11 protein-coding genes are annotated in these 15,430 nt (G+C 75.1%); 6 read left to right on the top strand and 5 right to left on the bottom strand.

What is annotated here, in order from left to right:
• Positions 1 to 182: 182 nt before the first annotated feature.
• On the top strand, positions 183 to 713 hold the full coding sequence (locus ACZ404_RS04455) for a hypothetical protein (protein WP_468435768.1): 531 nt from the start codon (positions 183 to 185) through the stop codon (positions 711 to 713).
• Positions 714 to 980: 267 nt separating this feature from the next.
• Here ACZ404_RS04455 and ACZ404_RS04450 read toward each other — a convergent pair whose 3' ends face one another.
• From ACZ404_RS04450 to ACZ404_RS04435, 4 genes are all read right to left on the bottom strand, one after another.
• Positions 981 to 5,675, bottom strand: coding sequence for a hypothetical protein (locus ACZ404_RS04450; RefSeq protein WP_468435766.1), 4,695 nt, complete (start codon positions 5,673 to 5,675; stop codon positions 981 to 983).
• Positions 5,676 to 5,715: 40 nt separating this feature from the next.
• Positions 5,716 to 6,606: a hypothetical protein gene (locus ACZ404_RS04445; protein WP_468435764.1), complete on the bottom strand. Its 891-nt coding sequence runs from the start codon at positions 6,604 to 6,606 to the stop codon at positions 5,716 to 5,718.
• 31 nt (positions 6,607 to 6,637) lie between these two features.
• Positions 6,638 to 8,164 (bottom strand): hypothetical protein, encoded by a 1,527-nt coding sequence (locus tag ACZ404_RS04440; protein WP_468435762.1) that lies wholly within the window; start codon positions 8,162 to 8,164, stop codon positions 6,638 to 6,640.
• A gap of 82 nt (positions 8,165 to 8,246) precedes the next feature.
• Positions 8,247 to 8,948, bottom strand: a complete 702-nt coding sequence (locus ACZ404_RS04435; RefSeq protein WP_468435760.1) for a GntR family transcriptional regulator — start codon at positions 8,946 to 8,948, stop codon at positions 8,247 to 8,249.
• A gap of 182 nt (positions 8,949 to 9,130) precedes the next feature.
• Between ACZ404_RS04435 and ACZ404_RS04430 the strand changes: the two genes are divergently transcribed.
• The 5 genes from ACZ404_RS04430 (at position 9,131) to ACZ404_RS04410 (ending at position 13,655) form a co-directional block, all read left to right on the top strand.
• Positions 9,131 to 10,450: an MFS transporter gene (locus ACZ404_RS04430; protein ID WP_468435758.1), complete on the top strand. Its 1,320-nt coding sequence runs from the start codon at positions 9,131 to 9,133 to the stop codon at positions 10,448 to 10,450.
• Positions 10,450 to 11,286 carry a putative hydro-lyase gene (locus ACZ404_RS04425; protein WP_468435756.1) on the top strand — a complete coding sequence of 279 codons (837 nt, stop codon included), beginning with the start codon at positions 10,450 to 10,452 and terminating at the stop codon, positions 11,284 to 11,286. Before ACZ404_RS04430 ends, ACZ404_RS04425 begins: the two co-directional genes overlap by 1 nt.
• 50 nt (positions 11,287 to 11,336) lie before the next feature.
• Complete coding sequence (locus tag ACZ404_RS04420) at positions 11,337 to 12,095, top strand: LamB/YcsF family protein (RefSeq protein ID WP_468435754.1); 759 nt, start codon at positions 11,337 to 11,339, stop codon at positions 12,093 to 12,095.
• Entirely contained in the window at positions 12,092 to 12,709 is a 618-nt protein-coding gene (gene pxpB / locus ACZ404_RS04415; RefSeq protein WP_468435752.1) for a 5-oxoprolinase subunit PxpB, read from the top strand. Before ACZ404_RS04420 ends, pxpB begins: the two co-directional genes overlap by 4 nt.
• A gap of 76 nt (positions 12,710 to 12,785) precedes the next feature.
• Positions 12,786 to 13,655 carry a 5-oxoprolinase subunit C family protein gene (locus ACZ404_RS04410; RefSeq protein ID WP_468435750.1) on the top strand — a complete coding sequence of 290 codons (870 nt, stop codon included), beginning with the start codon at positions 12,786 to 12,788 and terminating at the stop codon, positions 13,653 to 13,655.
• A gap of 261 nt (positions 13,656 to 13,916) precedes the next feature.
• Here the strand turns inward: ACZ404_RS04410 and ACZ404_RS04405 are convergent, their stop codons facing one another.
• Positions 13,917 to 15,335 carry a HEAT repeat domain-containing protein gene (locus tag ACZ404_RS04405; protein ID WP_468435749.1) on the bottom strand — a complete coding sequence of 473 codons (1,419 nt, stop codon included), beginning with the start codon at positions 15,333 to 15,335 and terminating at the stop codon, positions 13,917 to 13,919.
• Positions 15,336 to 15,430 lie beyond the last annotated feature (95 nt).

The raw sequence follows: 15,430 nt of genomic DNA, 5'->3' as shown, positions 1-15,430 counted from the left end.
GTGGGGAATCTTCGCAGGCTGTTGTTCGTCCTTCTCAGTGGGAGATGGGGGCGGAATCGGCCACAGGAGCCGCATCCCGCACCCCGGCGGCGTAAAACAGCGCAAGCCGGGCAGCCACTGGGGAGTCGGGGTCTTCGGATACCGGAGCGAGCGGTCTGCTGGCGGTGGGGAGTGACAGGGTGATGGGCACGGCGGAGCGGGTCGAGGCGCCCGGGGAGAGCGTGGCGGAGCGCTCGATGGCGCGGCGGGGCCACGAGGCGCCGGATCGCGACATTCCGGCGCCTGGGCGTGCCGGGCGGAGTTTCGGCGAAGAGCGGCAGCCGTACCGGCCGTTGTGGGTGGAGGAGCCGGCGAAGCGGCGCCGGATGCCCGATCCGGTGCGTACGGCGGCGGTGCGGGCGGTGCTGATCACCGCGGTGACGCTGATCCAGGCCATGGTGGCGTTCCTGTGCACGATGGCCGGGTCCTGGCTGGCGTTCCCGATGGTGATCAGCAGTGTGGTGAGTACGGTGGTGGCCACCTGGGCCGTGGTCGACGTGTGGGTGACCCGCCAGGTCTGGAACCAGCGGTACGGCGTGCTCTCCGAACCGAGCAGCACGGCCCGGTCGCTACGCCGCGAGCGCCGCGCCCGCCGCCGGGAGGAACGGGCCGCCGTGCGGGAGCAGGAGCGGATACGCCGACGGGGCGGCGCGAGCCGCCTGTCGCACCCGTGACCCCGGCGCCGGCCGTCTGTCCCACCCGTGACACCCAGCGTCGGCCGTCTGTCGCCCCCTGACCCCGGCACCGGCTCCTGGCCGCGTACGCCCGCTCTGCAGGGCTGGTCCGGCCGACAGCCAGAGGAGTCCGCTCATGACGACCACCGGGCGATCGCCAGGCCCCCATCACCACGACGACGCCGAACTCGCCGAGTTCGGCTACCGACCCGAACTCGAGCGTACCCTCGGCAACTTCCACACCTTCGCGGCCGGGACCGCTGACGACTACGCCGGCTTCTTGAACATCCGCGTCGCCGTGATCTCGCTGTGCACCGCCTCTCCGGCCCGGGGCTGCTGCGGCAGTCCCGGGCGGAGGTGTTCCTCCACGCTGATGTACTTCAGGCCCGCCCTGAGGTCCGCGTCGTTGCGCAACCGGATGACCAGGGGGAACTCGGCCAGTGCGGTCGTGTCGAACAGGCCGGTGGTGTACAGCAGCTGGACGCCGAGCGCGTCGGACACGGCCCGCTGGAGCTCCAGCAGGTACGTCGCGTTGGCGCGGCCGATGGGGTTGTCCAGGAACAGCGTGCCCGCGTGCCGGTGCCTGTCCCGGCCCCGGTCGTTGCTGCGCAGCGCGGCCATCGTGCAGTACAGGGCGATGGCCGCGGTGAGCAGCTGACCGCCGGAGAACACGTCGCCCATCTGGCCGACGGGCACGCGTTCGGCGCGCAGGACGGCGTCCGGCTTGAGGATCTCGACGGCCACGCCCTTGGGCTGCAGTGCCGCCGCGACGCCGCGCAGCAGCAGGGACATGCCGTCGCGGCGCAGGTCGGAGTTCTTCTTCACCGCCGCGCGCGTGGCCTCGTCGATGACCTCGCCGAGCCGTTCGGTGAGCGTGGCCTGATCGGGCTCCTCGAAGCGGATGCGCAGGAACTCCTGCCCGGACCACTCGCCGAGCCCCTCGGGCAGGCGAGAGAGCCGCTGGGCGGAGCGCAGGGTGGCGAGGGCGGACTCGACCAGACCTCTGAGCCGGTCCACGATCGAGTCGCGGTTGCGCTCCAGCTGGGCCAGTTCGTCGGTGAGGACGCGCAGGCGGGGGGCGAAAGCGTCCGCCCACTTCTGGGCGTGGTCGGGCAGTGCGGAGGCGGGCAGCTCGCGGATCTGCTGCCGGGCGGGGGTGCGGACCTGTTCGTAGCGCGTGGAGTTGGCGTGGCGGACGAGCACGTCGCCGGCCTCGCGCACGGCCGCCTCGGCGGCGGACAGGTCGGCGGCGCAGCCGCGCAGCGAGCGGCGGGTCTCGGCGGCGGAGTGCCGGGCCTCCTCCAGAGTGCCGGGATACGGCTCGGGCTCCTCCTGGTCCTCCTCGGGGGTGTGCTCGCGCAGCAGGTCGCGGAGCATGGCGGCGATCTCGTCGAAGCCACCGGCGGCGTCCTCGGCGGCCCGATGGGCCGCCAGCAGTTCGGCGTGCGCCTCGCGGGCCTCGGCCAGCGCCTCGGTACGGGCGGCGAGTTCGGCCGTGGCGGTGCGCAGCAGGGCCTGGGCGTGCTCGGCGTCGCGCGGGAGGAGCTCCTCGGGCAGCTCGGTGTGTGCCTCGCCGTCCTCGGGCGCGTGCCGCTCGGCCTCGCCGCGCAGCCGGCCGAGCTGCTCGCTCGCCGTCGACATGCGGGTCTCCAGGAGCTGGACCAGCTCCTCCGCGCGCGCGGCGGCCGCCTGCCGGGAGGGGCCGTCGGAGCCGTCGGGTGACTGCAGCAACTGCTCGGCGCGGGTGCGCACCTTGTTGCTGAGCCGGTCCAGTTCGGCGCGGGCCGCGCTCTCGTCGCTCTCCGCGCGGGCCTGCTCGGCGCGCAGATCGGCGCCGACGCCGACCTTCTCGTACACCTGGGAGGCCGCCCGGTAGGCCTCGCGGAGGGCCGGCAGGGACGCCTTCGAGGTGTCCGTCTCGGCCACCGGTACGTCGTCGGGCGCGCCGGCGATCTCGGAGCGCTCGGCGCGCAGCGCCCGCGCGGTGCGTCGGGCGTCGTCGGCGGCGCGCTGGGCGGCGCGGCGGTCCTCGTCGGCGGTGCGGGCGCGTTCCAGGCAGGCCTGGGCGCGGGCCTCGGACTCGGTGGCCTCGTCGGCGAGTTCACGGAGCTTGGCCTGCCAGCCGGCGCGTTCGCGCAGCCGGTGGGCGAGTCCGGCGAGGGCGTCGGCGGCGCGGCGGGCCTTCTGCGCGGCCTCCTGCCGCTCGTCGCGCACCTGTGTGGTCTCGGCGGCGGCCTCGTCCGCCTCGGCCCGGGCGGTGCGTGCCTCGGCCAGTTCGGCCTCCGCCTCCTCGGCGAACGCGCGGGCCTCGCGGGCGGCCTCGGCGAGTTCGGTGAGCCGTCCGGCCGGGCAGCCGGTGCGCCAGGAGGCGAGCCGGGCGGCCAGTTCGCGGTCCTTGCCGAGGCGGGCGGCGAGGGTGCGGATCTCCTCGTCGCGCTCGGTGGCCCGCGCGCGCAGCGCCTGCCGCTCCTCGTCGGCGGCGTGCTCGTCGTGCATGGCCGGGTTCGGCGGTACGAGGAAGACGTCGCCCGGGGTGTCGTCGGGTGCCGGGGTGGGTGCGAGCAGGGCGGCGGCCGTGCCGACGGCCACGGCGGAGCGCGGCAGCAGGGCGGCGTCGGTGAGCGCCTCGCGGGCACGCGCGTGCGTGTCCGGGTCGGTGATGACGACGCCGTCGACGAGTTCGGGGCGGGCGGCGAGCACCCGCGCGTGGTCGGCGGGGTCGACGGCCTGCGCCAGGTAGCGCCAGCCGGGCAGTGCCGGGATGCCGTGCTCGCCGAGGAACTCGACGGTGGCCAGCACGTCCGGGCCGGGCGGCAGCAGTCCGCCGTCGCCGAGGGCGCCGAGGATGCGGGCGTCGTCGGCGGCGGCGGTGCGCAGCTCGAAGAGGTGCCGTTCGGCGGCTGCCACGGCGTCGTCGAGGAGGGCGCGCAGTTCGTCGGCGCAGCGGTCCAGTTCCTCGGCGGTCAGGGGGCCTTCGGCGGGCGGGCGCGGGGTGCCGTCCGGGCCGGGGCCGGCCGGTTCCTCGGGGCCGTGCGCCCGGCCGCGTGCCCCGCCGCCGGTGCTCGTGTCGGACGCCGAGCGGGGAGCCGGCACCGCCGCCTGCCCGGTCCCGGGGGCGCCCGGGAGGCTCAGCAGTTCGGCGAGCCGCTCCTCCGTGGCGAGCGCTTCGGCGAGCCGCCGCTCCGCGTCGTGGGCCCGCTCCGCGGCGGTCGCCGCGTCCGCCGCGCGGGCCGCGGTCAGTTCGGCACGGGATTCCGCGGAGGCGGCCTCGCGCGCGTGCTCGGTCGCCCTGCGGGCGGCCTCCCGGGCGGCGTCCCAGGCGGCGACCGCGGTCTTCTCGGCGTCGCTGGCGGCGAGCGCGGCACGGGCCGGGTCGGCGTCCGGCGCGCTGTCGTCGAGCCAGCCGGCGCGGACCGCCTCGGCCGTCTCCTGCTCGACCTCGGTGAGCCGCTGGCGCAGATGTCCGGCCTCGCTGCGGGCGCGCTGGGCCTCGGTGGCGGCGGCCGTGGAGTCCCGGTAGGCGGACTCGCCGGCCTCCTGCAGGGCGGCGGAGCGCTCCTCCTCCTCGTTGGCGAGGGTCTCGGCACTCTCGGCGGCGGCGTGCAGGGCCCGTACGAGGTCCACGGCGGCCTTGGCGCGGGCGGCGAGAGCGGGCGCGGCGTCGCGCTCGGCCTCCTGGATGGCGGCGGACACGCGCGCGACGCGGTCGGCGGCGGCGCGGTGGCGCAGCACGGCCTCGGCGGCCTGCCAGGCGGAGTGCAGGGTGCGCGCGTCGGCCAGTTCGCGCTTCTGCGCGGCGGCGGTCTTCTCGGCGGCGGCGAGCGCCAGGGAGGCGTGCCGGTAGGCGAGTTCGGCGGCGATCAGGGCGCTGCGCTCGCGGGCGCCCTCGGAGTGGGTGACGGCGTAGGCGGCGGCCGTGACCCGCTGGGCGAGGTCGGCGGCCCGCACCCGCTCCCGCACGGCCCGGGCGGACAGCCGCCGGGCGAGCGTGCGGGTGCGGCGCTCGGCGCCGGCGTGGATCTCACGCGCGCGGGAGCGGGCGTCGGCGGCCTCGACGATCCGCCCGAGCAGGTCGGCCGAACCGGCGGTGAAGTCCCGTTCGGCGATCAGCTCGGCGCGTCGGCCCAGCTTGTTGCCGAAGCCGCTGACGAGGTCGGCGAGCCCGTCGGTGTCACGGGTGTCGGTGACCGCGCGCAGCAGCAGGTCGGTGAAGTCGGAGTCCTTCTTGACCGCGAAGAGACCGGCGGCCTCGCCCTCGTCGGCGTTCATCTCCCGCTGGTAGCGGAAGAGTTCGGGGTCGAGACCGAGGTCGCCGAGGTGCTCGATCCAGCGGTCGTGGATCTCCTCCCAGTGCACCTCCAGGTGCGGGTAGGCCTTGCCGGCCTCGGTGAGGGCGTCCCGGAAGCCCTTCATGGTGCGCCGCCGTCCCTGGGCGCCCGAGGTGCCCTCGACGGGCGGCCGTACGGTGGTGGACTCGGCGACGGGCAGGTTGTCCAGGCTGAGGCCGGGGCCGGGCCGGAAGGAGTACCAGGCCTCGGCGAACTTGCGCGGGTCGTTGGAGACCTGCCGTCCGCGCCACTCGCTGACCTTGCCGACGACGACGCACTCGCCGGTCTGCACGTGCTGCCACTCCAGCGCGACGTGTCCGCAGTCGTCGGCGAGCAGGAACTTGCGCAGCACGCCGGAGCTGGCGCCGCCGAGTGTGTTGCGGTGGCCCGGCAGCATCACCGAGAAGATCAGCTTGAGCAGGACGGACTTGCCGCCGCCGTTCTCCAGGAACAGCACGCCCGCGGGCGCGGGGCGGCGCGGCGGGCCGGCCGGCTCCTCCTCGAAGAACTCCGCCTGTGCGGGCGCGGGGTCGGGCACGGGCTCGCCCACGCCCCGCAGGTCAAGCACGGTGTCGGCGTAGCGCGCACCGGCGGGCCCGATGGAGTAGAGGCGGACCCGGGACAGCTCGTACATGGCGGACTCTCGTCAGTCTTCTTGCAGTTCGGGGCGGTGGTCAGGGATGCGAGGGCGTGTGGAAGGGCAGCCCGGCGTCGGCGACCAGGTCCAGGTCGTCGGTGTCCTCGGCGGCCATCAGCGTCGGTGTGCCGTCGGTGACGGGGACGACCCCGAGGTCGAGCAGCTCGGCCATCGCGGCGCTCCCGGCCATGTCACGGACCTGGAGCTGGTAGCGCGCGGTGGTGCGGTAGGTGCCGCCGTGGTCGTCGCCGGTGCGCTGCAGGAATCCGGAGTCGGTGAGGAAGGCCAGGGCCTTGGCGACGATGCCCGTGGTGGAGGCGGCCGGGCGGCGGGCGTCCTTGGTGGCGCCGGTGGCGCTGCGTCTGGCCCAGATCCGCCAGGCGGCCTCCAGGCCGGGCGCGTCGGTGGCCGGGTCGGTGTTCTCGCCCTGTTCCTCGGCGCGCTCCTCCAGCCGGCGGCAGGCCTGCCGGACGAAGGCGTCGACGCCGTTGACGGTGACCCTGCCGATGTAGGAGTCGTCGGCCAGGTCCTCGGGACGCGGGAACGCCAGGGCGGCCACGGCGAGATGGGCCAGTCCGTGCAGGAACCGGTCGCCGGAGTCGGCGGCGGTGCGACGCGCGTAGTCGCCCATGCGGACGGCGAACACCGAGTCCTCCGCGGCGGTCACGGCCATCCCCGCGCGCGGGGACACCTCCAGGACCACGAGCCCGAGCCCCGTGGCGACGGCGTCCGCGAGTCGCGCGAACACCGGGTCCTCGCGGTAGCGCCGCAGCAGGTCCGTGTACTCCTGGTCGCGGGCGGGCTGCAGTTTGGGCTGCAGCCCGAAGGCGACGAGCCGGGCCGCGTCGGCGGCGTCGGCGGGGGTGACGGCGGCGGTTGCCGGCGGCGGCGGGGCCGGAGTCTCACTCCACTCGGCGTGCTCGCTCACGGCTGGGGCTCCTTGTCGCGTTCGTGCTCACTCATGCTGCTTCCGTCCGGTCGGCCGCCATCCCGGCCGCGTCCAGCAGGGCCGTCCCGACGATCAGGTCGGCCCCGCCGAACTCGGGGTCGTCCAGTTCCGTGCCGTCGTCCACGGCGAACAGCAGCTTCTCCTCGCCCTGGCGGTAGGCCGTGCCGACCGGCGGGCTGGCCGCGTGGACGGCCAGCAGTGCGACGAGATAGGGCAGATCGGGGTCCTGCCGGCGCGCCTGCGCCAGCAGCCCGGACAGTCTGCGGGGTGCGTCGGCGGGCAGGTCGAGGAGCTCCATGGCGGCGGCCAGCTGCTCCTCGCTGAACCGGCTGTCGTCCGGGGTGGCGATCAGGTCGGGCTCGGGCATCTCGGCGCCCAGGTGCTCCCGCTCCACCGGGGGCGTCAGCAGTATGCCGACGAGGTCGGCCACCCGCACCGACACCGGGGTGCGCAGCCCCGTGCCGTGCGCGAAGAAGGCGTCCGTGACCCGGATCGCCTGCTCCAGGGGCAGCGGCAGCACCGGCGCGACCAGGTGGCCGTACAGGTCCATGCCGGCAGTGGCGGTCGGGGTGGCGAAGGCCTGCCGGTCCTGCTCCGCGCGGAAGAGCGGGCCGGCCTCCAGCAGGCGCGACTGGAGCTGGGTGTGCCGGCGGATGCAGTCCTTGACGATGTCGACGAGTTCGGCGGCGCGGCGCTTGTGCTCGGGGTCCTCGGTCTCGTCGCGGGCCTTGCGGATGTTGGTGAGGATCGCGTTCTCGTGGCGGTACCGCTCGGCGACGTGCTCCAGCGCCTCGGCGATCATGTCGGGCACGGCGCTCAGCCAGTCGACCGCGCGGACGTTGCGCCGGGTGGCGTCCAGGGCGCGGCGCAGGGTCTCGGAGTACTGCACGGTGCGGTAGCGGGCCTGTTCGGCGGCGAGCTGGGCGTCGGCGAGGCGGCCGCGGTTGATCAGCACCTCCAGCTTGACCTCGGCGGCGATCTGCGCGCTGGTGACGTCGGTGTCCAGGGCGCCGACCAGGACGTTGACCGCCTCGTCGGTCGTGCGCAGGTAGACCGTGCCGCCGGGGCCGGGGACCTCTTCGATCAGCTTGAAGTCGTAGTCCCGGCGGACGTACGTGCCGTCCGGCGCGAAGGTGCCGTAGACGGCGCGGAAGCCGCGGTCGACGCTGCCGACGTTGATCAGGTTCTCCAGGACCCAGCGGGCCACCCGCTCGTGCTCGGCGACGGGCCGGTGCGGGGCCTGGGCGGCGATGCGCGGGATGAGCCGGGCCACGATCTGCTCGTGGTCGGCGCCCGTGTCGAAGTCCATGTTGAGCGTGACCAGGTCGATGGCGGCCAGGGCCACCTCGGCCATGCCGTACACCGTGTACTCGCCGGCCAGGTTGGCCTTGCGGGCGTCCAGGTCGTGCAGCGGCGCGGTGCAGGCGAGCGCTCGCAGCCGCCGCGCCAGACCCTCGTCGGCGGCCGGGCCCGGTGCCGGGCGCGGCCCCGCGCTGAGCTGGGGCGGAACACGGTCCGTCGATGCAGGCGAAGTCACGGTGCACAGAGTAGGTCCTCGGTCTGACAACGGCCCAAACGAGGCAGAAGCCACGGCCGCCACCCCCGGCAGGCGCCCGGAGTCAGGAAGTGCCGTCCTCGCCGACCCGCCGGCGGTACACCTCGACGATCCGCTCGCGCGAGTCGGAGAGGTAGGTCTCCAGCAGCCGCTCCGCCTCGCGCCGGTCACCGGCCTGCAGGGCCTGCAGGATCTGGCGGTTGCGGGCGAGGTACGGCTCGTGCAGCCGCTGCGGGTCGTCCACGACGTGGAAGGCGAGCCGCAGTTCGGCGAAGACGCTGCGCATCAGTTCGTCGGTGCGCTCGCTGCCGGCCAGTGCGACCAGTTCCCGGTGGAAGTGGATGTTCGCCGTGCCCAGCGCTTTCCAGTCATTCTCGTGTGTGGCGAGCTGTCCCTCGGTCACGGCGGCGGCCAGCCGCTCGAGCCCGTACGGCGGCTCGCCGAGGCCGCGGACGACCGCGCACTCGACCAGGGCCCGGGTGCGGTAGATGTCCTCGACGTCCTCCACGGTCAGGACCCGCACGAACACGCCGCGGTTGAGTTCGTGCACGAGCAGGCGTTCGTGGGTGAGCAGCCGGAACGCCTCGCGCAGGGTGTTGCGGGAGACGCCGAGCGCGCCGCCGATGGCGTCCTCGGACAGGCGGGTGCCCGGCGGGAAGTAGCCCTCGGCGATACGGCTTCTGAGGATGTCGGAGACCCGTTCGGCGGTGCTGGTGCGCCCGAGGAGGGCGCGGTCGTCGGCCAGTCCCGTCAGCTGCTCTGCCATGCCCGGAATTCAATCGCAGACCCAGGAACGAGACAACACGGGTGTTGAAGGATCGTTGAACAATCCTCTACGGTGCTCCCCACGGCGCAGCGCGCTCCCCCACCGCGCAGCCCCTCGCTTTCGCACGGCACGGCACTGCTCAGTTCCCCGCACCCTCCGTTCCCTCCCTCTGCGAGGTGCCCATGAGCACGACCCCTTCGCCCCGCCCCGCGACTCCCGGCACACGGCCGGCCCAGGGTGAACGCCCCGTCGCCGGCGGCGCGTTCGGCTGGCTGCGCGCCCTCGGCCCGGGCGGCCGGCGCGCCTTCGCCGGAGCTTTCGGCGGATATGCCCTGGATTCCTACGACTACTTCACGCTGCCGCTGAGCATGGTGGCGCTCGCGGCGTACTTCGGCCTGGACAGCGGTCAGACCGGCCTGTTCACCACGGTCACGCTGGTGGTCTCCGCGATCGGCGGTGCCGTGGCGGGCGTGGTCGCGGACCGGGTGGGCCGGGTCCGGGCGCTGATGATCACGGTGATCACGTACGCCGTGTTCACCGTGGCCTGCGGCTTCGCACCGAACTACGCGACGCTGCTGGTCTTCCGCGCCCTGCAGGGCCTCGGCTTCGGCGGCGAGTGGGCGGTCGGCGCGATCCTGGTCGCCGAGTACGCGAGCGCGAAGCACCGGGGCCGTACCCTCGGCGCGATCCAGAGTTCCTGGGCCGTCGGCTGGGCGCTGGCCGCGGTCGTCTACACGCTGGTGTTCTCCTTCGCCGGCGACGACCTTGCCTGGCGCATCATGTTCTGGACCGGGGCGCTGCCCGCGCTGCTCGTGGTGTGGCTGCGCCGCCGGGTGCACGACGCGCCCGAGGCGACGGCGGCCCGCGAACAGAGCCCGGCGCGCGGCTCGTTCGCGGCCATCTTCCGGCCCGGCAGGGAGGGCGAGCCCGGCCTGCTGCGCACGACGGTGTTCGCGGGCCTGCTGTCCACGGGCGTCCAGGGCGGCTACTACACGCTGGCGACCTGGGTGCCGACCTACCTGAAGACCGACCGGGGCCTGTCGGTGGTGGGCACCGGCGGCTATCTGACGTTCCTCATCACCGGCGCCTTCCTCGGCTACCTGACCGGCGGTCACCTCACCGACCGGCTCGGCCGGCGCCGCAACATCTGGCTGTTCGCGCTGCTGTCGGCGGTCTGCATCCTGGCGTACGCGAACATCCCGCACGGCGCCGACACCCTGCTGCTGGTGCTCGGTTTCCCGCTCGGCTTCTGCATGTCGGCGATCTTCAGCGGCTTCGGCTCCTACCTGAGCGAGCTGTACCCGACGGCGGTGCGCGGCACCGGACAGGGCTTCACGTACAACACCGGCCGCGCGGTGGGCGCGGTGTTCCCGACCGTGGTCGGCTTCCTGGCCGACAGCTGGGGCGTGGGCGGTGCGCTGGTGTTCGGCGCCCTCGGCTACGGCATCGCGGCACTCGCCCTGCTCGGGCTGCCGGAGACGCGCGGGAAGGAGCTGGTGTGATGCGCGTGCACCGTACCGAGGACCGGCCGGTGACCCTGGCCGACCCGCACGCGCACGCGTGGAGCCCGAAAGCCGCGCGCCTGCGCTTCCGTGAGGGCCTCGCAGGCCCCACGGCGGGCGTCGCGGCGGGCCACACGCAGGCCAACCTGATCTCGGTGCCGGCCGACTGGGCGTACGACATGCTGCTGTTCTGCCAGCGCAACCCGAAGCCCTGCCCGGTGCTCGACGTCACGGACGCGGGCTCGGTGACGACCGTGCTCGCGGGCGGCGCGGACCTGCGCACCGATCTGCCGCGCTACCGGGTGTGGCAGGACGGCGAGCTGGTCGAGGAGCCGACGGACGTGCGCGCGCACTGGCGCGACGACCTGGTCACGTTCCTGCTCGGGTGCAGCTTCACCTTCGAGTGGGCGCTGGCCGCGGCGGGCGTCCCGATCCGGCACGTCGAACAGGGCCGCAACGTGCCGATGTACGTGACCGGCCGGCAGTGCCGCCCGGCGGGCCGGCTGCGCGGGCCGATGGTGGTGTCCATGCGGCCCGTGCCGCCGGAGCACCTGAGCACTGCGATCCGCGAGAGCGGCCTGCTGCCGGCCGTGCACGGGGGCCCGGTGCACTGCGGCGACCCCGGGGCCCTCGGCATCGAGGACCTCGGCCGGCCCGACTTCGGCGACCCGGTGGCCGCCGCGCCCGACGACATCCCGGTGTTCTGGGCGTGCGGGGTGACCCCGCAGGCGGCCGTGATGGCCTCGCGGCCACCGTTCGCGATCACGCACGCACCGGGCCAGATGTTCCTGACCGACGCCCGCGACGAGCAGTACCGCGTGGTCGGCGTCGACTGACGCCGACCACCCGCAACCCACCGCACAGGACCGGAGACACGGAAACCACCATGACCGCGATCGATCTGAACGCCGACCTCGGCGAGGGCTTCGGCCGCTGGCGGCTGACCGACGACGAAGAGCTGCTGTCCGTCGTCACCAGCGCCAATGTGGCCTGCGGGTTCCACGCCGGGGACGCGGCCACCATGCGCCGGGTGTGCGAGCTGGCCGCCGCACGCGGGGTGACGATCGGCGCGCAGGTGTCCTACCGGGACCTCGCCGGGTTCGGGCGGCGCGCGATGGACGTACCGCCCGACGAACTGGCGGCCGAGGTCGCCTACCAGATCGGCGCCCTGGAGGTGTTCGCCCGGGCGGCCGGCGCGCGCGTGGCGTACGTCAAGCCGCACGGCGCGCTCTACAACCGGGTGGTGCACGACGAGGAGCAGGCCCGCGCGGTGGTCGACGGCGTGCTGCTGGCCGACTCCTCGCTGCCGGTGCTGGGCCTGCCCGGGTCGCGCCTGCTGGAGCTGGCCGCGAAGGCGGGCCTGCCGGCCGTCACGGAGGCGTTCGCGGACCGCGCCTACACCGACGAGGGCACGCTGGTGCCGCGCGGCCGGGACGGCGCCGTGGTGACCGACCCGGCCGCCGTCGTGGAGCGCTCGCTGGGCCTCGCGCGCTCCGGCGCGGTCACCTCCCACTCCGGCGCGAGGATCCGGGTGCGCGCCCGCTCGCTGTGCCTGCACGGTGACACGCCGGGTGCCGTGGAGCTGGCACGCCGGGTGCGCGAGCGGCTGGTGGCGGCGGGCGTGCGGGTCGAGGCCTTCGCATGAGGGCGCTCCCCGTCGGCGACGACGCGCTGCTGGTGGAGGTCGCCTCGGGCGTGGAGGCGCAGGCCCTGCACGCGGAGCTGCTGCGGCGCCGCGCGGAGGGCTCGCTGACCGTCCGGGAGATCGTTCCGGCGGCCCGCACGGTCCTGCTGGACGGCCTCGACGACCCGGCCCGCTGGGCGTCCGAACTGACCGCCTCGGACGTGCCGGCCGCTCCCACGCACGCGCGGGAGCTGGTCGAACTTCCCGTGCGGTACGACGGCCCGGACCTCGCCGAGGTCGCCGCCCACTGGAACGTCTCCGCGCGCGAAGTGGCCCGGATCCACGCGGAGACCGAATTCACGGTGGCCTTCTGCGGGTTCGCGCCCGGCTTCGGCTACCTCACGGGGCTGCCCGCCCGCTACGACGTGCCGCGCCGCGCCACCCCGCGCACGGCGGTCCCGGCCGGTTCCGTCGCGCTGGCGGGGCCGTACACGGGCGTGTACCCGCGCTCCTCGCCGGGCGGCTGGCAGCTGATCGGGACGACGCCGGCCGTGCTGTGGGACCACGCGCGCGTACCGGCCGCGCTGCTGTCGCCGGGCACGCGCGTGCGCTTCGTACCGGTGGGGGACGCATGACCGGCCCCCGGCAGCCGGCTCCGGCCCGCGGCGGCCGCCGCCGCGCGCGCCCGCGCCTCGTACGGCGGGAGGCCGCATGAGCGACCGTGCGCTCGTCGTCGTGCGGGCCGGGGCGCTGACCACCGTGCAGGACCGCGGTCGGCCCGGGTACGCGCACCTCGGTGTGCCCCGCTCGGGGGCGCTCGACCCGCATGCGGCGGCCCTGGTCAACCGGCTGGCCGGCAACGCGCCGGACGCGGCCGTGCTGGAGACCACGCTCAACGGCTGCGCGCTGCGGCCGCGTTCGACGGTGACCGTCGCGGTCGGCGGCGCGCCCTGCCCGGTCACGGTGGACGGCCGCCCGGTGCCCTGGGGCGCCCCCGTGGTCGTACCCGCCGGTGCACTGCTGGAGGTGGGGGCGGCCGTCGCCGGCGTCCGCGCCTATGTGGCCGTCTCCGGCGGGATCGCCGTGGAGCCGGTCCTCGGCAGCCGGTCGACGGACCTGCTGTCCGGCCTCGGCCCGCCGCCCCTCACGGACGGCGCGGTCCTGCCGCTCGGCACGCCGGCGGGCCCTCCCGCGCGCGTGGACGCCGCCCCGCAGCCGCGCCCGCCGGCCGAACTCGTGCTCCGGGTGACCCTGGGACCGCGCGACGACTGGTTCACCGCGCGCGCGGTGCAGGACCTCACCACGCACGCGTACCGGGTGTCCTCGGCGAGCAATCGCATCGGGCTGCGCACCGAGGGCCCCGCTCTGGAACGGGCCCGGACCGGCGAACTCCCCAGCGAGGGCATGGTGCTCGGCGCGGTCCAGGTGCCGCCGGACGGCCGCCCCGTGGTCTTCCTCGCCGACCATCCCACCACCGGGGGCTACCCGGTGATCGCCGTCGTCCGGGCCGTCGACCTCCCGGCGGCCGCGCAGGCCGTTCCTGGCACCCCGGTGCGGTTCGTGGCGGTACGGCGCCGCTGAGCCCCGGGGCCGCAGTTCGCCTGTCGCCGGCCAACGGGAAGGGCTCGTGCGGCGGGTCGCGGTGGCGCGAGGACCTCGGTCTCGGCGCGGGCGGTCTGCAGCGCGCAGTGGACGACGCCGTTCATGCCGGGGAGGCGATCCGGTCACCATGACGATGCGCATACGGGCGGTTCGGGCCGCCGCCACGCCGGGCGGGCCTCCTGGTCACTCCGGGCTCACCCCGGGGCGGTCCCCCGCCCGCCACAGGTGCGCCCTGTCGGGTCACAGGGACTGCGCGTCCGGCCCGAAGCGGCTGCGGACCGCCGTCTGTACCTCGTCCTCCTCGGCCGGATCCGCGGCGAGGCGGCGGAGCCGTTCCACGACCCGGGCGTCACCGGTCTCGGCGTGCCGGGCCGCCAGTTCGCGGGTGGTCTCCTCGCAGTCCCACAGGCACTCGACGGCGAAGCCGGTGGCGAAGGAGGGGTCGGTGGCGGCCAGGGCGCGGGCGGCACGGCCGCGCAGATGGGAGGAGGCCGTCTCGCGGTAGACGTGGCGCAGGACGGGGGCGGCGCAGGCGATGCCCAGGCGGCCGGCCCCGTCGACGAGGCTCCAGAGGGTGGGCGCGTCCGGGCCCTCCCCACGCACGGCCTCGCGCAGGGCGCCGAGGACCAGGTCGCTGTCCTGGGCGCCGCCCCTGCAGGCGAGCACGCGGCCGGCGGCGGCGCCGAGCGCGTCGGGCCGCTGGGCCCAGCCGCGCGCGTGATCGATGGCGGCAATACTGCGCATCCGTTCGAAGGCGTCGACGGCGGCCTCCACGACGACCGCCGGTCCGTCGGCGACCGCGGCCTCGATCAGGGCCAGGGCGTCGGGGTCGTTGCAGTCGGCGAGATAGCGCAGCGCCGCGCAGCGGGCGCCCTCGGTGCCGTGCCGGGCGGCCTGGAGGATCTCCGGCCGGTCCTCGGGGCCGGCCACGGCGGCCAGACAGCGGGCGGCCGGCACATGGAGCACGGCGCCGCGCTCCACGCCCTGCTGAGCCCACTCCAGTACGGCTCCCACGCTCCAGCCGGGGCGTGGCCCGGTGGGCCGCATCTGGCGCTGCCAGCGGTCGAAACAGCCGGTCTCCTGGGCGGCACGCACGCGCGTGGCGATCGACTCCCGGGAATCCTCGGCCCACAGCCGCCAGGGCCGTGGCTCGAAGGCGTCGCGTACGGCGGCGGCCAGTTCGGCCTCGCCCTCCGGGTCGGCCGGGAAGCGGGCCAGGACGGGGGCGGCGAGGGCGCGCAGACCCGCGTCGTCGTCCCGCAGGGCCAGCTCGTCCAGGGCCCAGGCCCAGTTGGCGCCGTGCGCGGCGTACCTGCGCAGCAGGGCGAGTGCGTCGCGCCTGCCGTAGGAGGCGAGGTGCCCGAGGACGGCCAGGGCGAGGCCGGTACGGGACTCGTCGTCGTCGAGGACGTCCTCCGGGGAGAACAGGTGCGCCTCCACGGCGTCCAGCTCGCCGTTCAGGTCGAGGTAGAGCCGGGCGTAGTACAGGGAGCGGTTCTCCACCTGCCAGTCGTGGCGAGGGTCGCGCAGCACACAGTGGTTCAGCGCCGCGAGCGCTTCCGCGCGTGGGGCGGTGAGGGCGTGCAGCGTGCCGTCGCCGCGGCCGCGCTGGAGCAGGCCGAGCAGCGTACCGCTGGGCGCTATGACCGGATCGAACATGGGAAACAGCCTCACATCAAGCGTCGACGCAACCGGGAAACACGCACTACCTGGCCGCGTGACACAACGTCGGAGCGCCCGCCGTCTCTTGCTTG

The organism is Streptomyces sp. NPDC030798, assembly GCF_055572275.1.
Note: the sequence above shows the minus strand (reverse complement) of the source record. Positions and strands in the feature narration are given on the sequence as shown.